Genomic DNA, 22,419 nt, shown 5'->3' with positions numbered 1-22,419 from the left:
GAGGAACGATGAGTTTACGCGTTTATAATACCCTCAGTGGCAATAAAGAACTGTTTGAACCCCGTGTGCCCGGTAAGGTTGGCATGTATGTATGTGGTGTCACCGTCTATGATTACTGTCATATCGGCCACGCCCGCGCCAATATTGTCTTTGATATCGTCTATCGCTACCTGAAGTACAGTGATTACGATGTGACCTACGTGCGCAATTACACCGATGTCGATGATAAGATCATCAACCGCGCCAACGAACGAGGCATCACCAGCCAGCAGTTGTCTGAAGAGTTTATCCAGGCGTTTGATGAGGATATGGCTCGACTGGGACTCGATCTGCCGACGGTGCAGCCCAAGGCCACCGAACATATTGACCACATCATTGCTCTGGTCGAGCGGCTGATTGCCAATGGCAAAGCCTATGCCAGTGACGGCGATGTCTATTTTGCTGTGGAAAGCTTTGACAGTTATCTCAAGCTGAGTAAACGCAATCTCGACGAGATGCAGGCCGGTGCGCGCATCGCGCCCGGCGAGAAAAAACGCAACCCCATGGACTTTGCTCTGTGGAAAGCGGCCAAGCCAGGAGAACCTTCCTGGGAGTCACCGTGGGGCAAAGGGCGTCCCGGCTGGCACATTGAGTGCTCGGCCATGGGCATGGAATATCTCGGCGAATCGTTCGATATTCACGGCGGCGGTAAAGATCTGGTGTTCCCTCATCATGAAAATGAGATCGCCCAGAGCGAGGCCGCCACGGGCCAGCCGTTTGTCAAATACTGGCTGCACAACGGATTCGTCAATGTCAATCAGGAGAAGATGAGTAAATCGCTGGGCAACTTTTTCACGATCCGCGATATCCTCAAAACTTACGATCCTGAAGTGGTGCGTTTCTTTATCCTGTCGGCGCACTATCGGTCGCCGATTGACTTTTCCGACCAGAACCTTAAAGAAGCGCGTCTAGGCTTGTCCCGTTTTTACGAAGGACTGCAGGCGGCGGCCGAGGTGTTGGCCGAGTGCCCGCCGAGTGATGTTGAAGCCACAGATGGCGCGGAATTGACGGCTAAATTCCGCGAGGCCATGGACGATGATTTCAATACCGCCCAGGCAATTGGCTATCTGTTTGAAGGCATCCGCACCATGAATCGGCTGATGGCCACCAAGAAGTTTCGCAAGAAAGCCGACCTGGTTGCTTCAGTCCGCTCCCTGTACGACACCTTCCTTGAACTGGGTAAGGTGCTGGGGATGTTCGGTTCCGAGCCAAAGGCGTGGTTGAACCAGCAACGCCTGTCCGCGCTGGCCGATCTGGATATCACCGTCGAGGAGATTGACGCGTTGATTGCCGAGCGGCTCCAGGCCCGTCAGGATAAGGATTTTGCCCGTTCTGATGCCATTCGCGACGAATTGGCGGAAAAAGGGATCCTGTTGCTGGATGGTGCCGGGGGCACCGATTGGAAGATTAGATAATAGATAGCTAGTTTAGCACCTCAGTTCTGCCGTTCAGCAGCCCGAACACAATGAACGTCAGCGCGTTTTTTTCGAATGACGAACCACTGAAGGTCAAGATCAAAGTCAAGGTCGCCGGGTTTCGTCCCGGCAGCCGACATACTTTTGACTAGCCGCTCAAAAGTATGCAAAAGCCAGCTTGAACACCTCCTGAACCTGGACTCACCTGCAATGAGTCTGTTTCCGTGATGCTTTACGGATTCGGTTTGCCTCCCTTTGGCTCGGCAAATTATGCAACTCATCAACCTTAAGCGTAAAACGTTGATAACAGTTTGACGCCGCTCTCTATTTCTTTCGTGGCACCGATCTAACGGGTGGGCAGTGCCCACCCTACCAGGGTTTGTTCTTTAGCCGCCAAACCCTCCCGTTCAGCAGCACCAACAAATGAACATAAGCGCGATTGCCGCCAGATTTTTTATGTCTATTGTTGGGCAGTGTTTCACTCTTATCGGGGGGGTAAGTCCTTTTGCTGTCGTGCTTTTTACTGGAAATCGCAAAACTTTATGATATAGTTCTATAGTTAAACGTGTTGTTTTTACGTCACAAAGTAATCCTCGGCGTCATTTCGAGGAGGAGTGATTTATGGCTACACCCATTACCACCTCAGATTCGCAAGCCCTTCAAGTTGCCGCTTACATGGCATCCGCCCGTCAGGGCGGGATGACCGCTCAAGCAACCAATTTTGGTGAAAATGAGGCTGCGCCTGTTGAAACCGGAGTGTCTACGCTCAATGTGGTCGATACGGTACAGATCAGTGAAGAGGGGATGCAGGCCTCCATGGCTGGACAGCAGGAGGGCAATGCGCAACCCGGTGTTGTTGACCCTCAGGCGTCTCAATCAAGTGGCGAGGAGAGGTCTACTGTTGCTGAAGAGCAGGCTGAACCGGTTGAAGAGATGGACGAGGGCCGGGAATCCGCTGAATCCGATGGATCGGAAGAGGACAGTGAAACCTCGACAGCACGTCTGTCCGAAGACGAGCAACAGGAAGTTCAGCAACTGAGTCAACGCGACCGTGAGGTGCAGGTTCATGAAGCCGCCCATGCTGCGGTTGGTGGCCCCTATACCGGCGCACCGTCATTGAGTTATGAAACGGGCCCGGATGGCAGGCGCTATGCCGTGTCCGGTGAAGTCAATGTTGATTTGAGTGAAGTGCCCGGTGATCCTCAAGCAACCATGGAAAAAGCCGATGTGATACGCGCTGCCGCTTTGGCTCCGGCCCAACCCTCATCACAGGACCGCAACGTCGCCGCCCAGGCCAGCCGCATGCGTGCTCAGGCCCAGGCTGAGTTGATGGCCGAGCAGTCAGCGCAGGGCAGTGCCATGGTTGAACGCTCTGCTGCGGCTTCCGCCATGTCACCGAGTGCATCCATGGACAGTGAGGATCAAGGGCAGACCCTCTCCAGTCAATTTGGCGGAGCGGTTGCCTGATCGGTCGGCTCATCAAATAAATGGTATCGCGGGATGTTCTTTTTAAGAATGTCCCGTTTTTTGTTGGCAGGAAATTGTGTCACTGGTTCGGTCGTGCTCTTGGTCTGCCTGACTGAGTCGTGCTATGGTTCCTGTTTGCAGGTTAAGTCTTTCCCGGTTTAGTTCAGAGAGATACCCATGGCCAAATTTACGTTAAAATCCGTCTATCAGCCCGCTGGTGATCAGCCCAAAGCGATTGAAGAGTTGGTGGAGGGGATCGAAGATGGTGCGCCGCATCAGGTTCTGCTCGGTGTTACCGGGAGTGGTAAAACCTTTACCATGGCCAATGTCGTCGAGCGGGTGCAGCGCCCCACGCTGGTCCTGGCCCACAACAAAACCCTTGCTGCCCAGTTGTATGGCGAGTTTCGCGAGCTGTTTCCAAATAACGCCGTTGAATATTTCGTCTCCTATTACGACTATTATCAGCCCGAAGCCTATGTGGCGAGCACCGACACCTTTATTGAAAAGGATTCTTCCATCAATGAGGAGATCGACAAGCTGCGTCACAGCGCTACACGCAGCTTGCTCACCCGCCGCGATGTGCTGATTGTTGCTTCTGTATCGTGCATTTATGGCCTCGGTTCGCCGGAAGCCTATTTCGGCATGTTAGTCGGGCTGGAAGTGGGGATGGAGCTGGAACGCAACAGTTTGCTGAAAAAGCTGGTCGAGATTCAGTATCAGCGCAATGATGCCGATTTCCACCGTGGCACCTTCCGGGTGCGCGGTGACAGCGTGGAAATCTTCCCGGCCTATGAGGAAGACCTGGCGCTGCGCATTGAGTTCTTTGGTGATGAAATTGATGCCATCAGTGAGATTGATCCGTTGCGCGGTACAGTCATCGACAAGTTAAATAAAACCAGCATCTTTCCGGCCAGTCACTATGTTGCCACCCGGCCGACTCTGGAACGGGCCATCAAGCAGATTCAAGACGAACTCCAGCAGCGCATCACCTATTTTCGTGACCGCAATCAATTGATTGAGGCCCAGCGTATCGAACAGCGTACCATGTTCGATATTGAGGTGATGGAGGAGATGGGCTATTGCCAGGGCATTGAAAATTACTCACGCTATATGGATGGGCGTGGCGAAGGGGAGCCGCCGGCGACATTGTTTGATTATTTCCCCGACGATGCGCTGCTGTTTATCGATGAGAGCCATGTCAGCGTGTCGCAGGTGGGTGCCATGTACCGTGGTGATCGCTCGCGCAAAGAGAATCTGGTTGGTTACGGGTTCCGTTTACCGTCGGCGCTGGATAACCGGCCGCTCAAATTTGAAGAATTCGAGTCGAAGAACCTGCAAACTGTCTACGTCTCGGCGACTCCAGCCGATTACGAGCTGGAAAAAGCCCAAGGCGTGGTCGTCGAGCAGATCGTCCGGCCCACCGGACTGGTCGATCCGCCGATTGAGATTCGTCCGGCGCAGCAACAGGTGGATGATTTGGTGGAGCAGATTCGTGACACCATCGCCACCCAGGCGCGTATCCTGGTGACCACGCTGACCAAGCGCATGGCTGAGGATCTGACCGGCTATCTTGAAGAGATCGGTATTCGTGTCCGTTACCTGCATTCCGATATTGACACCGTCGAGCGGATGGAAATCATTCGCGGCCTGCGCCAGGGCGATTTTGATGTGCTGATCGGTATCAACTTGTTGCGTGAGGGACTCGATATTCCCGAGGTCGGTCTGGTGACGATTCTCGATGCCGATAAGGAGGGCTTTTTGCGCAGTGAGCGCTCGTTGATCCAGACCTGTGGTCGCGCGGCACGCAATGTTGATGGCCGAGTGATCATGTACGCCGACCGTATCACGCGATCCATGCAGGCGTGTCTCGATGAAACCGAGCGCCGCCGCCAGCAGCAGTTGGCGTTCAACGCCGAGCACGGCATCGTGCCGAAGTCGGTATCGAAATCGATGCGCACTATCCTCGAAGATCTCAAAGGGGTTAGCGCAGAGGTTGCTCAGGTGGCCGAAGAGCTGGCCGACTGGCACAGCCCGGCAGAGTTACGCAAGAAAATCAACGCCGTCCGCAAAGAGATGCTTGCTGCCGCCGCTGAACTTAATTTTGAGCAGGCGGCAGAACTGCGGGATCAATTGTTGAAACTGGAAAAACAGGAATTGGGATTATCCTAAAATAAAAAAGGAAAAGAGATGGCAAATTACGGATTTATCGGTAGCGGCCTGATGGGCAACCCCATGGCCATGAACCTGATCAAGGCGGGGCACCAGCTCACGGTGTACAACCGCGATGCGAGCAAATGTCAGAACCTGATTGAGGCTGGCGCTACCCAGGTCAGCACCCCGCTGGAAGTTGTTGCTGCTGCGGATGTGACGTTTTGCATGGTCGCTGATCCCGAGGCGGCCATGGCGGTGTGCTTTTCCCCGCACGGTGTGATCCAAGGGGTTGGCCCCGGTAAAGGGTATGTTGATATGTCGACGGTGGACCCGCAGACGGCTGAAAAGATCGGCATCTCGGTTCAGGCGCGCGGTGGTGAATATCTGGAAGCTCCGGTCTCCGGCACGGTGCAACCGGCACGCGATGGCGAACTGGTCATCATGGCCGCAGGAGATGAGGCGTTGTTGGAAAAAGCTCAACCCGGCTTTGACGCCATGGGCAAAAAGACCGTATTTCTCGGTGAGATCGGTGCCGCTGCCAGTATGAAACTAACAGTCAATATGATGATGGGCAGCATGATTGCCGCTTTGAGTGAAGGATTGACCCTGGCGCAGGCCAGTGGCCTGGAGGGGGAAGCCCTGCTCGATGTTCTCAGCGCCGGTGCGTTGGCCTGTCCGATGTTCAAAGGCAAAGGCGCGGCCATGCTGGCAGAAAATTTTACCGCGAATTTTCCTCTGAAACATTTGCAGAAGGATCTGCGATTGGCGGTACAGCTTGGTGATCACCATCGTGTTCCGTTGGCCAATGCCGCAGCAAGTAACGAGATGGCCAAACGGGGTTGCCAGATGGGGTTTGCCGACGAAGATATGTGCGCCCTGATTAAAACCGTTCAGAGCCCACAGAAGAAGTAAGGGCAGGGTGTGTTAGAAGTGTGAGCCACGGTGGTTGCAGCGATCGGGTTTTGTCAATTTTTGATGTGAAACACACCCGATGGCGCGAAACAATCACAGTAAAAGCACAATCATACGCAAGTCTAACCTGTTGCTAACCGTTTCCTGACATAGCAAGGATTAAATCGCGCAAAAAGGATGATGGAACCGATGAATAAAAATATTCTGATTGTTGAAGACGAAGAGGATATTCTCGCCCTGGTTCACTACAACCTGAGTCGCGATGGCTTTGAGGTGACGACGGCAACCACGGGAGAGGATGGCGTTGAACAGGCCCGTAAAGAACACCCGGATCTGATGATTCTCGACCTGATGTTGCCCGGTATGGACGGCCTGGAGGTGTGTGAGACGCTGAAAAAAGATCGGGAGTTGCGTGATATTCCGATTGTCATGCTCACGGCCAAAGGCGAAGAGTCTGATATCGTCAAAGGACTGGAGATGGGCGCAGCGGATTATGTCACCAAACCGTTCAGTCCCAAGGTGTTGCTGGCACGGGTCAAAGCGGTACTGCGACGTTACGAGCAGGGCGATGAGACCGAGCATGTGCCAACCGATGCGGTGATTGAACGCCATGGACTGGTGATTCACCCAGGACGTAACGAAGTTCTGGTGGATGGCCGCAGTGTCGATCTGACCTACACCGAATTCAGGGTGCTGCATTTTCTTGCCAGCCGTCCCGGCTGGGTATTTACCCGGTACCAGATTGTCAATGCCGTGCGCGGGGAAGACTATTCGGTGACGGATCGGGCGGTGGATGTGCAGATTGTCGGCCTGCGCAGGAAGCTGGGTAATTTCGGCCACTGTATCGAGACCGTTCGCGGTGTCGGCTATCGTTTTAAGGATTAATCACTTTCATGGAAAAAATGCGTTCACGGCGACTGCTGTGGCAGATCTATCCGCTGCTTGTTCTCGCCATTATTCTGGCGGTGGTGGCAATTGGCTGGTATTTCTCCACGGTTCTCAAACAATTTCATGATCAGGACAGTGTTGAATCGCTGCGTGCCCGTGCGGAACTGATTGCTTTGCAGATCAGGGAACATCTTGAGCCCTCCCAGCAGGAGTTTATCAACGACCTGTGCCGTCAGGCCGGTGTGCGTACCGAGACGCGTATCACCATTATGCTGCCCAGCGGTGAGGTGCTTGGTGATACCCGTGAAGATCCGAAACGGATGGAGAATCACGGCAGCCGCCCCGAAGTTCTGGCGGCCCTGGAAGGGGGAGTCGGCAAGTCGCAACGTTTTAGCCGGACCTTGCAAAAAGATATGATGTATCTGGCTGTGCCGGTAATCGCCGACAGTCGTATCAGCGGAGTGGTGCGCACCGCCATGGCCGTCGATGAAGTTAATTCCCGTCTTGTCGCGTTACGCAAGCAATTGGCGGTTGGAGGTGTGGTCGCCATTGTCCTGGTCTCCATCCTCAGTTTGTTTATCTCCCGACGGATTACACGACCTCTTGAGCAGATTAAGCAGGAAGCGGAGCGCTATGCTTCCGGTCAGCTGGATCATCGGTTGCGTATCAGTGGTTCAAGTGAAATCGTCGCTTTGGGGCAAACCATGAATGAAATGGCTGCACAGCTCAACGAACGGATTTCCACCATTGACAAGCAGCGCCGCGAACAGGATGCGGTTCTCAGCAGTATGGTGGAAGGGGTCATCGCCATTGATTCACGCCAAAATGTTTTGCGCATGAATCCAGCGGCGGCTCATCTGCTCGAAATTGATCCCGATAACGTCGTCGGACGTCCGGTTCAAGAAGTGGTGCGTAAAGCAGAACTGCTTTCGTTTATTACCGCCGCCATGGATAGCGAACGTACCATCGAAAAAGATGTCCTGCTGTTTCGCGGCGAAGAGGAGCTGTGTCTTCAGGCTCATGGCACGATGTTGCGCGGCATGGGCGAAGAGAGTATCGGTGCCCTGGTGGTGTTTAACGATCTGACGCGTCAGCGCCGTCTGGAAACCATGCGTCGTGATTTTGTCGCCAATGTGTCCCACGAGCTGAAAACACCCATCACCGCCATCAAGGGATTTGTCGAAACCCTACTCGATGGTGCTCTGGATAGCCGCGATGAGTCGGAGCAGTTTCTCAAGATTGTTGAACGACAGGTGGAACGACTCAGTGTGATTATCGAAGACCTGATGAGTTTGTCGCGTATCGAGCAGGGCGAAGAACACGAGCGCTTTGATCTCGAACCGGAGAAATTGGCCGAAGTGATCTCCGAGTCGGTTAACGATTGCACTGTGTTGGCGGAAGGTCTTGGCATCACTCTCAAGCAGGAGCTGGATCAAGATCTCACGTCGCCACTCAACGCACCGCTGCTGGAACAGGCGCTGACCAATCTGCTTGAAAACGCCATCAAATACAGCTCCACTGACAGCACGGTCACCATCCGCTGTTATGAGGAAGATGGCCGGGCGATTGTTCGCGTGTGTGATGAGGGCTGCGGGATTGAGGCCGAGCATCTGCCGCGCCTGTTTGAACGGTTTTACCGGGTCGACAAGGCACGCAGCCGTCAGGCCGGTGGCAGCGGGCTGGGCTTGGCCATTGTCAAGCATATTGTTCAGATCCACCATGGTCGGGTTGAGGTGGAAAGTACCCCCGGCAAGGGCAGTGATTTTATCATCAGTTTGCCGCTGGTTTCCTGATCCTGCTTGTCGATAAAAGAATACGAGCCACAGTGTGTCCTTCGCGGATGCCTGTGGCTCTTTTCGTTGCCATGTGTTCGAAAACGGTTGACCCGCCTTTTTTTGCTCGGCATCATTGATATGCTGTAAACAGCATTGCCTCTCTCGCAAAAGGAGCACTATGGCGGACCCCATCAAGCACAAACGGTTAAAAAAAGAACTGCGTCTGCTCGATGTCTATGCCATTGCCACAGGCGCAACACTCAGTGCCGGTTTTTTTCTGTTGCCGGGATTAGCGGCACAGCAAGCCGGTCCTGCCCTGATTCTCGCTTATGCCATTGCTGCATTGCCCCTGTTCCCCGCCATGTTCAGTATTCTCGAGTTGGCCACGGCCATGCCGCGTGCCGGTGGCGTTTATTATTTTCTCGATCGAGCACTTGGTCCGGCCTGGGGAACCATTGGCGGATTGGGCACCTGGCTGGCTCTGATTCTCAAAGTGGCCTTCGCCCTGGTCGGCATGGGGGCGTACATTGCCCTGTATATGCCGGAACTGCACATTGTTCCCGTCGCAGTGATCACCGCTCTGGCCCTTGGTGGCCTCAGCCTGTTTGGGGCCGGAAAAGGGGGGCGCCTGCAGATCCTCTTGGTGATCGGTTTGCTGGTGTTGCTGGTCGTGTTCTTTGGTGCTGGTGGGATGCAGCTACAGCCTGCTCACTTTGAAGGTTTTCTCGCCTCAGGAGTGGACGCGATCCTGTCCACGGCCGGATTGGTTTACATCAGCTATGTCGGTGTGACAAAAGTTGCCAGTTTGTCCGAAGAGGTCAAAGACCCGGAACGCAATCTGCCACGGGGAGTGATCCTTGCCTTGACAACGGCCGTGGGCGTTTATCTGGTTGGCACCACTATTATTGTCGGTCTGGTTCCTCAGGCCGAGCTGCAGGGCAGTCTGACGCCTGTTGCTGTCGCGGCTGATTATGCGCTGGGGGAGACCGGTAAGCTGCTGCTGTCCATTGCCGCACTGCTGGCGTTTATTTCCGTCGCCAATGCCGGGATGATGAGTGCGTCGCGGTATCCGTTGGCCATGAGTCGAGACCATCTGTTGCCGTCGGTTTTCCGTCGCCTCGGCCGGTTCGGTTCACCCACCAATGCCATTCTAGTGACCTTACTGGTCCTTGTGGCGACCATTGTCTTCTTTGATCCGGTAAAGATTGCCAAGCTGGCCAGTGCTTTTCAGTTGCTGATGTTTGCTTTGGTGTGTGCCGCGGTTATTGTGATGCGCGAAAGCCGTATCGATTCATACGATCCCGGCTACAAATCGCCCTTTTACCCGTGGATGCAGATTGCCGGCATTGTTTTTCCGATGATTCTTATCGTTGAAATGGGAACCGTGTCGATCGTGTTTTCACTTGCCCTGATTCTGGTGTCCGTCGTCTGGTACCTTTCCTATGGCAAACCGCGTGTCGCACGCACTGGAGCGATCTTCCATGTGTTTGAGCGGTTGGGACATCTGCGTTACCAGGGGCTTGACACGGAGTTGCGTGGCATTCTTAAAGAGAAGGGGCTGCGTGATGATGATCCGTTTGATGAGATTCTGCTGCGCAGTCAGGTGATTGACCTTGAAGAGGAGTGCTCGTTTGAGGCCGCCTTGACCATCGCCGCCCACAAGCTGGAAAAGGTGATTCCATTGACCAGTGACGAGATTGTCGAGCAGATTATGGTTGGCACCCGCATTGGTGCGACACCGGTGACGCGTGGGGTGGCCTTGCCCCATTTTCGCTCCACAGCCATCAGTCAATCGGAAATGGTGCTGATGCGTGCCCGCAATGGTGTGCGCATGGCCCGCTACAATCCGCAAACCCTCGAAGAGGAGGGCAGCCAGAGGGTCAAGGCGCTGTTTTTTCTTGTCAGTCCCGACAGTAACCCTTCGCAGCATTTGCGCATTCTGGCGCGCATTGCTGAACGGGTTGATGAAGAGAGCTTTGCTGATCAATGGCTGGGGGCGCAGCAGCGAAACGCGCTTAAAGAGGCGCTGCTGCAAAGTGATCGTTTTCTGTTGTTGTGTCTGGACGATGAGACTCCGGCCCATGAGTTGATCGGTCGACCTCTGTACGATGTGGTGTTTGGTGAAGGGTGCCTGGTGGCGTTTCTGACCCGGCGGGGGAAAACCTTTGTTCCCAACGGGCGGACCTTGTTGCTTGAGGGAGATCGTCTGACAGTGATTGGTGATGAGACGGCACTCAATGATATTCGGCGTCGTTATCAGCCGGATGGGGCGACGTGTTCTACGGAGCAAAGTTTGGAAGAATAATTTGAGTCTTCCTGACCAAGACCAAGACCAAGACCAAGACCAAGACCAAGACCAAGACCAGGACCAGAACCAAGACCAGGACCAGGACCAGAACCAAGACCAGGACCAGGACCAGAACCAAGACCAGGACCAGGACCAGGACCAGGACCAAAACCAAAACCAAAACCAAAACCAAAACCGCCGGGTTTCGCCCCGGCAGCCGACATCCTTTTGACTGGCCGCTCAAAAGGATGCAAAAACCGGCTTGAACACCTCCTGAACCTGGATCCACCGACACTGAGTCTGTTTCCGTGATGCGTCACAGATTCGGCTCGCCGCCCTTTAGGTCGGCGAATCGTGCGTCTCATCAGCTTTGGCGTAAAACGTTGATAACAATCTTCAGTCGCGCTCTATCTCTGGTGTGGTACCGATCAAATGGGTGGGACGGTGCCCACCCTGCAGTCGTGTGTTATTCAGCAGCCAAGCCCTCCCGTTCAGTAGCACCGAACGCAATGAACGTCAGCGCAATGGTTGTCGGCAACCTGTTTGAGCGTCAGCGAGTTTTGCCGACATTGCGATGTAAGAGAATGGAGAGAGGGAACCCGTAAGGGTGCAATGACGGGAGTCGATTTTGCGGTACTTTTGTCGACGCAAAAGTGCCCCGACGTGCGGGCGCGGAAGCCCGCGTCACGTGGGCACCAACTATGAGAACGGATGAAGTTCGCTGGTGCGACTCGTTTCAAGTTGCAAACCACTGAAGCTCAAGATCAAAGTCAATGAGTCTGTTTCCGTTATGCTTCGCAGATTCGGCTCGCCGGCCTTTAGGTCGACGAATCGTGCAGCGCATCATCTTTGGGTAAAACGGGTGGGCAATGCCCACCCTGCCTAGGCGCGTGAACCTTTTATAGGTGTTGGTGAGGAATGAAGGCAGCCGAAAAGATGATTTTCGGCTGCCTTGCGATGGTTGATAGCGCTATGATTAACAGCGGGAGATAAAGCGATTCTCCCGTGTATCCACTTTGATCCGCTCACCACTTTCCAGATAGCCCGGCACCTGAATGGCCATGCCGGTTTCGAGGATCGCTTCCTTGGTCTGGGCTGTGGCTGTGGCGTTTTTGATCGAAGGTGCGGTTTCCTCTACCGTTAACTCGACGGTCATCGGCAACTCCACCAGAACCACCATCTCATTGAAGACACCGAGTGTCACTTCAAGGCCGTCGGTCAGATAACCTTTGATCTCGGCGAACATCTCACCGGTGATCTCAAATTGCTCATAACTCTCCATATCCATAAACACGCCACTGTCGTCACCGGCGGCATACAGATATTGCCCTTTACGGCGGGCAAAGTCGGCTTCGTCGAGCTTGTCACCGGATTTGAAGGTTTTATTCAGCACTTGTCCGGTCAGCAGGTTGCGGTATTTGGTTTTGACCAGAGTGTTACCGCCACGTGCTGTGGGCGATTGAAAACTGACGTCGAGAATAGTACACGGGGCATCATCAAGCAGAGGCACCATGCCGCGTTTAAGATCGGAAGCGAGGATCATAGAGAAAACTCCTGGTTCGGGGGCGTCGCCCACCGTGAAGAGGTCAAAAAATAACTAGTGTCCCGTGCGGTTAGTTCCAGAGTCCAATTCTGGCCCTTTTTACCGCTGTCTGCGTTCTGCCTTCTCGGCTTGGCTTAGGCCAGGCCAGCGGCGGCACGCCTTGACAGCAGAAAATTCATACAAACAACTAACCAAACGGGCTAGGGATGGCGTTTTTATACCGCAGGCGAGCGATCTGGGCAACTGCACTTTTATGATGGGGAATAAACAAACGGCCAGGGGCACAAGGGGCCTGGCCGTTTAAATGGAAAGAGTCAGTCGTAAAAAAGGTGTTAGAGACGCGCCATCAATGCTGTGATGGTGGCTTCAATGCCGTCGGCGGCTTCCTTGATGGAGCCTGCCAGCATGTATGCCGGAGTGGTCAGGATGTTGAGATTTTCATCCACAACAAACTCTTCCACCGCTTTATTAACATGCTGGGCTCCCATGGCATTGATCGCCTCAGCGGTGCCGCTATCGTTACCGATGGTGACTTGCGGGGATTTGCCGGCCTGGCCGAGAATGCGGGCGATGACGGCAGGGGAGATGCAGATGGCAGCCAGTGGTTTTTTGGCATCAACCACTTCCATAACCAGACGACTGACCTCAGGGTTTACTTGGCAGTCAGGGCCGTTGACGGCAAAGTCACACAGGTTTTTGGCGGCGCCAAAACCGCCGGGGATCACCAGAGCGTCAAGGTCTGCTGCGGACACTGTGGCGATATCTTTGATGTTGCCACGAGCAATGCGGGCCGATTCGACGAGAATGTTACGGCTTTCCCCTTCGGCAACCTCACCGGTCAGATGGTTGACCACATGCAGTTGCTCGGCGTTGGGCGCCATGCAGACGATCTCTGCATCGGCCCGATCGAGGGCCAGCAGGGTGATCACGGATTCATGAATTTCGCTGCCGTCGTAGACGCCGCAGCCCGCTAATACAACACCAACTTTTGCCATAGCGTTCTCTCCTTGTTGTCGTCAGATTTCATAAAAGGGGAGGACTTTGATGTTTCCTCCTGTTTAGTTTTTTGAGTATAGCACAGCAATCGCGCGCGGCTGGGTTTCGCTGCGGGCAATGTAGCCGTGTGGTTCTGTGGAGTCGTAGTACACCGAATCACCGGGATTGAGGAGGACAGTCTGGTCCCCATGGCGGAATTCAAGTTGCCCTTCAAGAACGTAAAGAAACTCCTCCCCCTCATGGCGCACCAGAAGGTCATCACTCCATTCACGGGCAAAAAATTCCACATCAAACGGTTCCATGTTATGACGGGTTTTTCCGAATGCTCGGGAGTTGTAGGTGTACGATTGGCTGCCGTGGGTCTGGGCGGCACGCAGTTGGCGAATGTGCTGCTCACCGGCGCGCACGACAACACACTGGGTATTGTCCCGCTCGTCTTCAAAAAAACAGTTGAGGCTGACCTCAAAGGCTTTGGCAATGCGCAATAGCGTCGACAGCGGTGGAATGACCTGATTGTTTTCAATCTGTGACAGTAACGGCTTGGAGAGCCGGGTCATGTTGGCCAGATCCTGCAGCGTCATGCGTCGTTCCTGGCGCAGGTTGCGCACTTTCATGCCGATTTGCAACTCTTTGACCTCTTCGCGAATATTTTCCATCATCAGTCCTGTCCCGTACCGGCTCAGGGATAAAGCCGGGCAACAAATTCAGCGACACAGGCGGGCTTTTCTTCCCCCTGAATCTCAACTGTTATTGAATAAATAACTTCGACACAGTCATCCAAGGCGCGGGCTGAAGCCAGCGTGGTATGGGCGCGCAGCGCCGAATCCACTTTTACCGGAGACGGAAACCTGACCTTGTTCAGTCCGTAGTTGACCCGCAACCGCATTCCCGGATAGTTGTCAGAAAAATAATCCGGATGGTTGCTCTGGGTCAAAAAGGGCAGCAGCGAAAGGGTCAGATAGCCATGAGCGATGGTTGTGCCATAGGGGGATTGCTCTTTGGCGCGTTGCGGATCGGTGTGAATCCACTGTTCATCGCCGGTGACGTCGGCAAAAGCATCAATGCGCTGTTGATCGATGGTCAACCAGGGACCCGTGTGGATGAGAGTGCCGAATTTCGGCGTCATAAAGTCGATCAATTGGCCAATAGCCCGAGTCGCGTCCATGGCAATCTCCTGCTAGATGTCAACACCGAGAAAAACGCGCACCACATAGCCGATAAGGAAGCTCAGTCCGGCAACACCAAGGCTGAGCACGGCCATCTCGCGAAAGCGGTCTTTGAATGTCAGGTCTTCAGCAACGGAAATATAATAGTTGAAGCCGGCAATAATGGCGACGGCTGCGACCAGGCTGAAGAACAGGCAGACAAAATAGTGTTCAAACACCAGAAATGGCAGAATCAGCAGGAACACCGTTGAGACATAGGCAATGCCGGTGTAGGCAGCGCCTTTGACCGGGTGTTTCTCTTCACCGTTACTGTTTTTCATCGACAGATATTCAGAACAGGCCATGGACAGTGACGCGGCAATGCCGGTGATCAGTCCGGCCAGAGCGATGAGCCGGGTGTTTTGCAAGGCCAGAGTCAGACCGGCCAGCACACCGGTAAGTTCGACCAGGGCATCGTTGAGTCCGAGAACGATGGAACCGGTGTAGTGCAGCCGCTCCTCGTCGAGAAGAGCGAGCAATTCCATCTCATGCTCTTTTTCCTCGGCAGCAATTTGGGCGGCCTCGGGAAATTCTTCACTGAGCAATTTGTAGTTAGTTTGGGCGCCCACTTCGCCCCGTTCCATCAACTTCATGCCGAAGGTGAAGCCGAAAATCAGACTGATCAGATAATACAGCCAGACTTTAACGCGATCGGGTGCCACGTCGGTTTTGGTGTGGTTTTTCCAGATCTCATAGTGACGGCGTTCCTCGTCACCAACCCGCTGCAGGATGGCTGCATTGTCTTTACTGCGGATCGATTTGGCCAATTTAGTGTAGATGTGATATTCGGTTATTTCGTTTTTCTGTAGAGAAATAAGATAGTTGCGTGTTTTTTCGTTCATGGATGATATGCCTGCACGTCAGGGGTTTTCCCGGCAAGGCCCTCCTCAAAACTGTTGATTGGAATCAAATTGGTTCAATGTGACATATAAATTCAACAGTATAGCGGTAGTCACGGCAAGATGAAAGTTTGAAAAAGCATTATCGTATACAGAACGCGGGGAATAAATAGATGTTTTTAGACGATTTTTGGCTGATTATGCTGAAATCTGAATTGACATCATCTCGGGTTCGAGGTAGAAAAGGGAGCTGGTAGTTTCAATGAATTGTTATGGTAGTCCGAAAAAAGGAGTTGAGTGGATGAAGAATTTGTTGTTTGCGGTACTCGCTGTAGTATTTGCATGTGTGCCGGTTTTCCTGGCTCAGCAGGACGGAACCACGGCACCGATTGTAAAAGTCGAGGTACTGCCGGAAGGGGTTTACAAGTACGAAGGTGCCACTAAAGGCGTTATCACGTTTGATCACAACATGCATAAGGAAATGATGGACAACGACTGTAGCAGTTGCCACGAAGGTGAGCCTGCGAAGATCGATGTTTCCAGCATGTCTGCCGGTCACGGGCTGTGTGGCGGGTGTCACGAGCAGGTTGAGGATATGGCTTCCTGTACGTTCTGTCACAGCAAGTAATCCGAACCGGAAGTTAGTTTACGAAAAGGAGACGGCCTGTGCTGTCTCCTTTTTTTGTTGAATTGGTGTCTGGAGTTTCATGACGGCAAAGACAATACCTCAGGAAATCACTACAGTGCTGTTCGATCTCGACGGTACGCTGATCAATGTTGATATGCACAAGTTTGTTCCCGCTTATCTGGAACATCTGGCGAGCTGCATTGATCCGCAGATGCCGCCACGCCCGTTTATCGACCAGATGATTCGTCGCACCATTGAATTGCTGGACAGCGATGACGGACGCCAGACCAATGAACAGTTTTATTGGCAGGTGATTGAACAGGACTTGGGGATTCCCGCCCAGCAGTTCCGCGATGGTTTGGACCATTTTTTTCGCTACAACATGGAATTGCTCAGTCCGCTGGTGCAACCGTTGCCTCTGGCCGCCAAGCTGATTCAGCGTTGCAGGGAGAAGGGTTTGGAGCTTGTGCTGGCCACAAATCCGGTGTTTCCTCGAGCTTTGGTGGAAGCTCGCTTGAACTGGGGCGGAATGAAAACAGAGGATTTCAGCTTGATCACCAGCTTTGAAAACAGTCGTTACTGCAAGCCCAATCCCCACTATTTTGAAGATATTCTCGCGCAACTGACATGCTCGGCCGAGCAGTGTCTGATGGTTGGCAACGATACGGAACACGATCTGTCGGCCAGCCATCTGGGGATGACTACCTTTTTGGTCGATACCTGGCTGATTGATCGTAGTCCACAATTTGTTGCCGATTTTCGCGGTAGTCACCTGGATCTGTTCCGCTTTCTCGGACAGCTTCCGGCCCTCTCCTGATGGCGTGGAGAAAAATTAATGGGTGCCAAATTATTCAATTAGATTGCTAAGTTTGACAACCCCTGGCTTTTTAGTTAATCTTTCTGGACTGTTGACAGGTCGTAGCGACCTCCCCCCATTTCGGCGCATATATCTTGACACAGACAGGAGAAGTTGATGGCGCGACGTGTAGAAGATCCTGAACTGGCGTTTCGTCTGGCACGAGCCATCGTGTCGGATATTGCCTTGTACAATCCAGATAAAGTGGAAGAGGGGATCAAGAACGACAATATTTTTGATCTTCTCGCCGAAGAGCTGCAGGAAGGGCGGGAGCATTTTGCCGAACGGGTCTCGGAAACATTGGAAAACCGGGATCAGTTGTTTGATCGGGCGATTGTCGATGTCATGATCAAACAAGCCGGGAAAATAGAAAGCTCGATCTGGTAAATGAATGAAAATTTGACGTTTTACATCGAACCGGGCCAGGCTGCGGAACGCTTGGACCGGTTTTTGACGCGCCAGCTTCCTGAGCTGACGCGCTCCCAATTGAAGAAATTGGTTGATGACGGTCTGGTGCGTGTCAATGATCAGACGGTCAAGGCCGGAGCTAAATTGCGTGGTGGAGAAACGGTCTGTGTGACTCTGCCGCAAGCCCAATCTGTCGAAACCCTCCCGGAAGATCTGCCGCTTACTGTCCTCTATGAAGATTCCGATCTGATTGTGATCAATAAAGCGGCCGGTATGGTGGTGCATCCTGCCGCCGGACACAGCTCGGGAACCCTGGTCAATGCCCTGTTGTATCATTGCCACGACCTCAGTGGTGTCGGGGGGGAACTGCGGCCGGGAATTGTCCACCGTCTTGACAAGGACACATCCGGTGTCATGGTGGCAACGAAAAATGATGTCACCCACAATCATCTCGCAGCCCAGTTCAAAGATCATTCGATTCAGCGTCGCTATGTGGCTCTGGTTCACGGTCAGGTTCAAAATGCTCGTGGCACCATTGATGCTCCCATTGGCCGTCATCCCACCCACCGTAAAAAAATGACCTCAAAGGGGCGCGGTGGTCGACGGGCAGTGACCCATTGGAAAGTGCTGCGGCGTTACGATGCCGATCGGCTCAGCTTGCTGGAGATGCGTCTTGAAACAGGACGAACCCACCAGATCAGGGTTCATCTTTCGGAGATGAATTTGCCTCTGGTCGGTGATCCGCTCTATGGTAACCGGACGCGGGCCAATGGCATCAACGATCTGGAAGTGCGCAATCGAGTCCATGCTCTGCATCGACAGGCTCTGCATGCCCGCTTACTCGGGTTCATTCACCCGCGAACCGGTGACTATCTCGAGTTCACCAGTGATCTTCCTGGAGACTTGGCATCAATTGTGGCTTTTCTCGACGACAAATATGGTGTAGAACAGTCGTCCCTGTCCGAGGCCTATGATCCGGTCGGGATTGATGTCGATGAGAACACAGAAGGGAGCATGACCCATGAACCTTGAAAAATATGGAAAAATCAGCTGTCTGCAGGCAGATTGGTGTGACGGAAAGACCCTGTTTGCCGGTGTAACCACACGTAACGGTGGTGTCAGCCGTCCGCCCTATAACTCTCTTAATTTAGGGAGCAACACCGAGGATGCCGCCTATAATGTTGAGGGCAACCGTTCTACATTTCTGCACGCCTTTGAGTTGCCGCTGCATCATCTTTTGCTGGTGAATCAGGTCCATGGTAGTGACATTGTTGTTGTGGATAAAAAGAATTACGATGTCAGCCATTTTCAGGATGTCGAAGCCGATGCCATTATTACCAACCAGCCTGGTTTGATGCTGGGTGTCACTGTCGCTGACTGTTATCCGCTGATTGTTTTTGATCCCAAACAACGTGTTGCCGCTGTGATCCATGTAGGCTGGCGCGGCGCGGCCAATGGTCTGATCGGCAAAGTCCTTGACGCCATGCGCGAAGAGTTCAACAGCATCGCAGAAGAGCTGCTGGTAGCGGTCGGCCCCGGTATCAGCGCCGAGCATTACGAGGTTGGTAAGGAAGTGCGTGAAGGGTTCCGCAACGGCACCGGTCACTGGGGTGAGATTGCCACGGAAGTTGACTTGGGAAAATGGCAGGTGGATCTGCTGAAAAGCTGTCTGCTGCAGTTGGACCAGGTTGGGATTAAAAAGAAAAATATCGATTGTGCGGATGCCTGTACCTGGAATCAGCGTGAACTGTTTTTCTCGTATCGTCGTGATGGTGGTAAAACCGGACGCCAGATGGGGTTTGTGCTGTTTCGAGACGAATAGGTCCGACCGAAATCCTCGTAAGATTGATAAATTTCTGAAAAGACAGGTTGGTGATGCAGCCTGTCTTTTTTTATTGGATTTCTCACCACGGAGTTGTTGAGACCCGGATGGGTTGACTGTGATGTTGGCGTTTTGTGCTTTAGACGTCAGGCGAGAAGAGATCAGCTACTTACGCCAGAACGATGGTAGGAACAACACCAGAACGGTAAACAGCTCCAAGCGGCCCAGCAACATACAGAGAATCAGCACGCCTTTGCCAAACTCGGGAACAGCCGCGAAATTGTCTACCGGGCCGACGGAGCCGAGGCCGGGGCCGATGTTGCCGAGGGTGGCGATAACCGCCGCAGCCGCAGAGATCAGATCCATGCCACTGGCCGCCATCAGGAAGGAGGCAGTGACAAAAACACCCATAAACAGGGCGAAAAAGCCGAGGATGGACTGCATGACATCCGGTGCCACCGGTTGGTCGCCCAGTTTCACCAGGCGGATGGCGCGGGGGTGGATCAGGCGGTAGAGCTGCACGGTGCCATGTTTAAACAACAGCAGCAGTCGAGCCACTTTCATGCCGCCGCCGGTTGACCCGGCGCAGCCACCGATAAACATCATGAACACCAACAGGTATTGGGCCAGTACCGGCCACAGTTCGAAATCGGCGGTGCCGAAACCGGTTGTCGTCAGGATGGACGTGGTTTGGAAGGCGCTGTAGCGCAGATTATCGATCCATGAGGTGTAGACCGTTCCCTGGTTGAGGAACACCAGCAGCAGAGTGACGCTGACGGTGATGGTCAGATAAAAGCGAAACTCCTCGTTTCGAAAATATTCGCCGATACGCCCTTTGAGGGCGTAATAGTGCAGTGAAAAGTTAACCCCGGCCAGAAACATAAACAGGGTAATGACCCAGTCAATATAGGCACTGTCGTAGGCGGCGACCGAGGCGTTACGCGTTGAGAAGCCGCCCGTAGCTAATGTGGCGAAAGCGTGGCAAACCGCATCATAAAAGGTCATGCCGCCGCCCATCAGCAGCAAGGTTTCTATCGCTGTCAGGATGACATAGACGCCCCACAGCAGTTTGGCGGTGTCCTGAATCCGTGGTTTGAGGCGGTCTGCTGTTGGGCCGGGCACTTCCGCTTGAAACAGCTGCATGCCGCCGACACCCAGCATCGGCAGGATGGCCAGACTCAAAACGATGATTCCCATGCCGCCCAGCCAGTGCGTCAGTGCCCGCCAGAACAGAATGCTTTGCGGTAGCCCTTCAATTTCAGTCAGGATGGTGGAGCCGGTGGTGGTGAAACCGCTCATGGTTTCAAAGACCGCATCCAGCGGCGAGGTGATCGCCCCGGAAAACAGGTAGGGTAGGGCGCCGAACAGCGCAAAGACGAGCCAGCCGAAAGTGACCACGGCAAAGCCTTCGCGTACAGAGAGTTCCTTTTTGTTTTTAAACAGTTTCATCAGAGCCATGCCAACCGCCAGACAGATGGATGCGGCCCAGATAAACGCGGTGGCGCTGCCGTCGTGATAGTAATAGGAAAACGGGATCGGCAACAGCAGGGTCAGGGCCAGACAGGTCAACAGGGCACCGAGAATATGGAAAACAAACAGGATGCTCATTTATTCAAAAAACTTTTCCACTTTGGGCAGGGCTTCCGGTAAGGCAAACACCACCACCCGGTCGCCGATGGCCAGGGTTGAATCGCCGGTGGCAATTTCATAGCGGTCATCTTGAACGATGGCGCCGATAATCGCTCCGGCCGGAAAATTAAGATCTTTGAGAGGGGTGTTGACGAACGTGCTGTCGGCATTCACCTCAAATTCGAGGACTTCGGAGTTGCTGCCCTCAATGGTGGCCAGGGAGATAACCCCGCCGCGGCGCACATATTTGAGAATGGCACCGGCGGCTGACAGACGCGGTGACACGCAGGCGTCAATGCCCAGGGTCGGAGCCAGGCTGAGTAGTTCCGGCTTGTTGATCAGGGCCAGAGTGCGTTTGACGCCGTGCTGTTTGCACAGTAATGAACAGAGGATGTTGGTTTCATCCTTGCCGGTGACGGCAATAAAGGTATCGGCGCTGGCAATGCCCTCCTCTTCCAGGGCGTGGATATCCGTACCCTCAGCCTGGATGACCATGGTTTTTTTCAGTTTGGCCGAGACTTTGACACAGCGTTGCTCGTTGGCGTCGATTAAGCGCACATCGTAATGGAGTTTCTCCAGTTGTGAAGCGATGCGGATGCCGATGTTGCTGCCGCCGAGGATAAAAACGCGTGGCATTTTGCGCTTTTTCTTTTCACCGGGTTGCAGCATATATTGAATGGCAGGCAAATCGTTCTGGTGGGCGAACAGGAAAATACTGTCGCCGGACTGGATGAGGTCTTCTCCGCGAGGGATGATGGTTTTGTCCGCTCTGCTGATCGCCGTAACGACAAACCGATACATGCCGCGCAGTTCGCCGAGTTCGCGCAAGCTCATGCCGCACAGCGGGCTTTCATCAACGATGCGGTAGCCGAGAAATTGAATTTTCCCCTCGACGAATTCCGCCACATCAAATGCGCCACTGCGCCGGGTGATTTTGACAATCTCGTCGGCAACCTCGTCGGCAGGGTTGATCAACAGATCAATGCCGAGTTTCTCTTTGGATAAAATGGCGCCGTGACTGCGGTACTCGATGCTTTTGACTCGGGCAATGCGGGTCTGAACCTCATATTCGCGGGCGAGAAGACAGGCGAGAATGTTGACCTCGTCAAGGTCGGTAACGGCGATAAAGATGTCAGTGTGTTTGATGTCGGCCTGTTCAAGGATTTCAGCACTGGCTCCGTTGCCGCTGAGGCCCATGACATTAAGGCGGTCCTGGGCTTGACGCAGATGCACTTCATCCCGATCAATCAAGGTGACTTCGTGTCCCTCCATGGCCAGACGCTCACAGAGGAAGTAGCCAACCTGTCCTGCTCCGACAATAAGTATCTTCATAAACCGTGAAGCTCTCCTTTAGCAGATGTCTGAAACATCTTAAGGCCACTGATCCGGCGCAGGGGAAAGAATTGGAGTTCTCCCCTTGTTTCCCGCGCTGCCGGAGTGGTAGATTCGGCTGGTGCTCTGTTGTGTTCCGAATCGCTGTTTTTTCCGGCAGGGCTATTCATCGCACAGTTCGGGGTAATCTGCAAGAGGCTGGTAAATATTTTAATGAATTCAGTTGC

19 protein-coding genes are annotated in these 22,419 nt (G+C 53.6%); 12 read left to right on the top strand and 7 right to left on the bottom strand.

Going from position 1 to position 22,419, the window contains the following annotated elements; genetic code table 11:
* The first annotated feature begins 8 nt into the window (after positions 1 to 8).
* The 7 genes from cysS to DACE_RS04715 all read left to right on the top strand — a co-directional run bounded on the left by cysS (position 9) and on the right by DACE_RS04715 (position 10,952).
* Positions 9 to 1,454 (top strand): cysteine--tRNA ligase, encoded by a 1,446-nt coding sequence (gene cysS, locus DACE_RS04745; protein WP_005998774.1) that lies wholly within the window; start codon positions 9 to 11, stop codon positions 1,452 to 1,454.
* A gap of 621 nt (positions 1,455 to 2,075) precedes the next feature.
* Positions 2,076 to 2,921, top strand: a complete 846-nt coding sequence (locus DACE_RS17060; RefSeq protein WP_005998772.1) for a putative metalloprotease CJM1_0395 family protein — start codon at positions 2,076 to 2,078, stop codon at positions 2,919 to 2,921.
* Positions 2,922 to 3,098: 177 nt separating this feature from the next.
* The gene (gene uvrB, locus DACE_RS04735; RefSeq protein WP_005998770.1) at positions 3,099 to 5,090 is read left to right on the top strand and encodes an excinuclease ABC subunit UvrB; all 1,992 of its coding nucleotides are present in this window, start codon (positions 3,099 to 3,101) and stop codon (positions 5,088 to 5,090) included.
* Between the two features lie 18 nt (positions 5,091 to 5,108).
* Positions 5,109 to 5,984 (top strand): NAD(P)-dependent oxidoreductase, encoded by an 876-nt coding sequence (locus tag DACE_RS04730; protein WP_005998768.1) that lies wholly within the window; start codon positions 5,109 to 5,111, stop codon positions 5,982 to 5,984.
* A 189-nt stretch (positions 5,985 to 6,173) separates the two neighbouring features.
* On the top strand, positions 6,174 to 6,869 hold the full coding sequence (locus DACE_RS04725) for a response regulator (RefSeq protein ID WP_005998767.1): 696 nt from the start codon (positions 6,174 to 6,176) through the stop codon (positions 6,867 to 6,869).
* An 8-nt stretch (positions 6,870 to 6,877) separates the two neighbouring features.
* A complete protein-coding gene (locus tag DACE_RS04720) occupies positions 6,878 to 8,665 on the top strand; it encodes a HAMP domain-containing sensor histidine kinase (RefSeq protein WP_005998765.1) in 1,788 nt (595 codons plus the stop codon).
* Between the two features lie 160 nt (positions 8,666 to 8,825).
* Positions 8,826 to 10,952: an amino acid permease gene (locus DACE_RS04715; RefSeq protein WP_005998762.1), complete on the top strand. Its 2,127-nt coding sequence runs from the start codon at positions 8,826 to 8,828 to the stop codon at positions 10,950 to 10,952.
* Positions 10,953 to 11,910: 958 nt separating this feature from the next.
* Here DACE_RS04715 and DACE_RS04705 read toward each other — a convergent pair.
* The 5 genes from DACE_RS04705 to DACE_RS04685 form a co-directional block, all read right to left on the bottom strand.
* Positions 11,911 to 12,477 carry an elongation factor P gene (locus DACE_RS04705; RefSeq protein WP_005998758.1) on the bottom strand — a complete coding sequence of 189 codons (567 nt, stop codon included), beginning with the start codon at positions 12,475 to 12,477 and terminating at the stop codon, positions 11,911 to 11,913.
* Between the two features lie 332 nt (positions 12,478 to 12,809).
* Positions 12,810 to 13,472 (bottom strand): isoprenoid biosynthesis glyoxalase ElbB, encoded by a 663-nt coding sequence (gene elbB / locus DACE_RS04700; RefSeq protein WP_005998755.1) that lies wholly within the window; start codon positions 13,470 to 13,472, stop codon positions 12,810 to 12,812.
* A gap of 63 nt (positions 13,473 to 13,535) precedes the next feature.
* On the bottom strand, positions 13,536 to 14,132 hold the full coding sequence (locus DACE_RS04695; RefSeq protein ID WP_005998753.1) for a helix-turn-helix domain-containing protein: 597 nt from the start codon (positions 14,130 to 14,132) through the stop codon (positions 13,536 to 13,538).
* A gap of 20 nt (positions 14,133 to 14,152) precedes the next feature.
* The gene (locus DACE_RS04690) at positions 14,153 to 14,638 is read right to left on the bottom strand and encodes a MaoC family dehydratase (RefSeq protein ID WP_005998752.1); all 486 of its coding nucleotides are present in this window, start codon (positions 14,636 to 14,638) and stop codon (positions 14,153 to 14,155) included.
* A gap of 12 nt (positions 14,639 to 14,650) precedes the next feature.
* Entirely contained in the window at positions 14,651 to 15,520 is an 870-nt protein-coding gene (locus DACE_RS04685; RefSeq protein ID WP_005998750.1) for a VIT1/CCC1 transporter family protein, read from the bottom strand.
* A 298-nt stretch (positions 15,521 to 15,818) separates the two neighbouring features.
* Here DACE_RS04685 and DACE_RS04680 point away from each other — a divergent pair, with 298 nt between their 5' ends.
* The 5 genes from DACE_RS04680 (at position 15,819) to pgeF (ending at position 19,231) form a co-directional block, all read left to right on the top strand.
* Positions 15,819 to 16,145, top strand: a complete 327-nt coding sequence (locus DACE_RS04680; RefSeq protein ID WP_040366198.1) for a cytochrome c3 family protein — start codon at positions 15,819 to 15,821, stop codon at positions 16,143 to 16,145.
* Between the two features lie 79 nt (positions 16,146 to 16,224).
* Positions 16,225 to 16,962 (top strand): HAD family hydrolase, encoded by a 738-nt coding sequence (locus DACE_RS17055; protein WP_005998746.1) that lies wholly within the window; start codon positions 16,225 to 16,227, stop codon positions 16,960 to 16,962.
* 156 nt (positions 16,963 to 17,118) lie between these two features.
* Entirely contained in the window at positions 17,119 to 17,388 is a 270-nt protein-coding gene (locus DACE_RS04670; RefSeq protein ID WP_005998745.1) for a hypothetical protein, read from the top strand.
* Entirely contained in the window at positions 17,389 to 18,441 is a 1,053-nt protein-coding gene (locus DACE_RS04665) for an RluA family pseudouridine synthase (RefSeq protein ID WP_005998743.1), read from the top strand.
* The gene (pgeF, locus tag DACE_RS04660; RefSeq protein ID WP_005998741.1) at positions 18,431 to 19,231 is read left to right on the top strand and encodes a peptidoglycan editing factor PgeF; all 801 of its coding nucleotides are present in this window, start codon (positions 18,431 to 18,433) and stop codon (positions 19,229 to 19,231) included. Before DACE_RS04665 ends, pgeF begins: the two co-directional genes overlap by 11 nt.
* 165 nt (positions 19,232 to 19,396) lie before the next feature.
* On the opposite strand, the gene DACE_RS04655 is transcribed toward pgeF, so the two are convergent.
* Positions 19,397 to 20,839, bottom strand: coding sequence for a TrkH family potassium uptake protein (locus DACE_RS04655; protein ID WP_005998739.1), 1,443 nt, complete (start codon positions 20,837 to 20,839; stop codon positions 19,397 to 19,399).
* Positions 20,840 to 22,192 (bottom strand): Trk system potassium transporter TrkA, encoded by a 1,353-nt coding sequence (gene trkA / locus DACE_RS04650; RefSeq protein ID WP_005998737.1) that lies wholly within the window; start codon positions 22,190 to 22,192, stop codon positions 20,840 to 20,842.
* Positions 22,193 to 22,419 lie beyond the last annotated feature (227 nt).

Origin of the sequence: Desulfuromonas acetoxidans DSM 684, assembly GCF_000167355.1 — a bacterium.
Classification (GTDB): Bacteria; Desulfobacterota; Desulfuromonadia; order Desulfuromonadales; family Desulfuromonadaceae; genus Desulfuromonas; species Desulfuromonas acetoxidans.
The sequence above is the reverse complement of the archived record's forward strand: the minus strand, read 5'-3'. Positions and strand labels throughout refer to the sequence as shown.

Bases quoted from the DNA above. Each gene is read 5' to 3' on its own strand.
- cysS (WP_005998774.1), top strand. From the start codon at position 9: ATGAGTTTACGCGTTTATAATACCCTCAGTGGCAATAAAGAACTGTTT.
- DACE_RS17060 (WP_005998772.1), top strand. From the start codon at position 2,076: ATGGCTACACCCATTACCACCTCAGATTCGCAAGCCCTTCAAGTTGCC.
- uvrB (WP_005998770.1), top strand. From the start codon at position 3,099: ATGGCCAAATTTACGTTAAAATCCGTCTATCAGCCCGCTGGTGATCAG.
- DACE_RS04730 (WP_005998768.1), top strand. From the start codon at position 5,109: ATGGCAAATTACGGATTTATCGGTAGCGGCCTGATGGGCAACCCCATG.
- DACE_RS04725 (WP_005998767.1), top strand. From the start codon at position 6,174: ATGAATAAAAATATTCTGATTGTTGAAGACGAAGAGGATATTCTCGCC.
- DACE_RS04720 (WP_005998765.1), top strand. From the start codon at position 6,878: ATGGAAAAAATGCGTTCACGGCGACTGCTGTGGCAGATCTATCCGCTG.
- DACE_RS04715 (WP_005998762.1), top strand. From the start codon at position 8,826: ATGGCGGACCCCATCAAGCACAAACGGTTAAAAAAAGAACTGCGTCTG.
- DACE_RS04705 (WP_005998758.1), bottom strand. From the start codon at position 12,477: ATGATCCTCGCTTCCGATCTTAAACGCGGCATGGTGCCTCTGCTTGAT.
- elbB (WP_005998755.1), bottom strand. From the start codon at position 13,472: ATGGCAAAAGTTGGTGTTGTATTAGCGGGCTGCGGCGTCTACGACGGC.
- DACE_RS04695 (WP_005998753.1), bottom strand. From the start codon at position 14,132: ATGATGGAAAATATTCGCGAAGAGGTCAAAGAGTTGCAAATCGGCATG.
- DACE_RS04690 (WP_005998752.1), bottom strand. From the start codon at position 14,638: ATGGACGCGACTCGGGCTATTGGCCAATTGATCGACTTTATGACGCCG.
- DACE_RS04685 (WP_005998750.1), bottom strand. From the start codon at position 15,520: ATGAACGAAAAAACACGCAACTATCTTATTTCTCTACAGAAAAACGAA.
- DACE_RS04680 (WP_040366198.1), top strand. From the start codon at position 15,819: ATGAAGAATTTGTTGTTTGCGGTACTCGCTGTAGTATTTGCATGTGTG.
- DACE_RS17055 (WP_005998746.1), top strand. From the start codon at position 16,225: ATGACGGCAAAGACAATACCTCAGGAAATCACTACAGTGCTGTTCGAT.
- DACE_RS04670 (WP_005998745.1), top strand. From the start codon at position 17,119: ATGGCGCGACGTGTAGAAGATCCTGAACTGGCGTTTCGTCTGGCACGA.
- DACE_RS04665 (WP_005998743.1), top strand. From the start codon at position 17,389: ATGAATGAAAATTTGACGTTTTACATCGAACCGGGCCAGGCTGCGGAA.
- pgeF (WP_005998741.1), top strand. From the start codon at position 18,431: ATGAACCTTGAAAAATATGGAAAAATCAGCTGTCTGCAGGCAGATTGG.
- DACE_RS04655 (WP_005998739.1), bottom strand. From the start codon at position 20,839: ATGAGCATCCTGTTTGTTTTCCATATTCTCGGTGCCCTGTTGACCTGT.
- trkA (WP_005998737.1), bottom strand. From the start codon at position 22,192: ATGAAGATACTTATTGTCGGAGCAGGACAGGTTGGCTACTTCCTCTGT.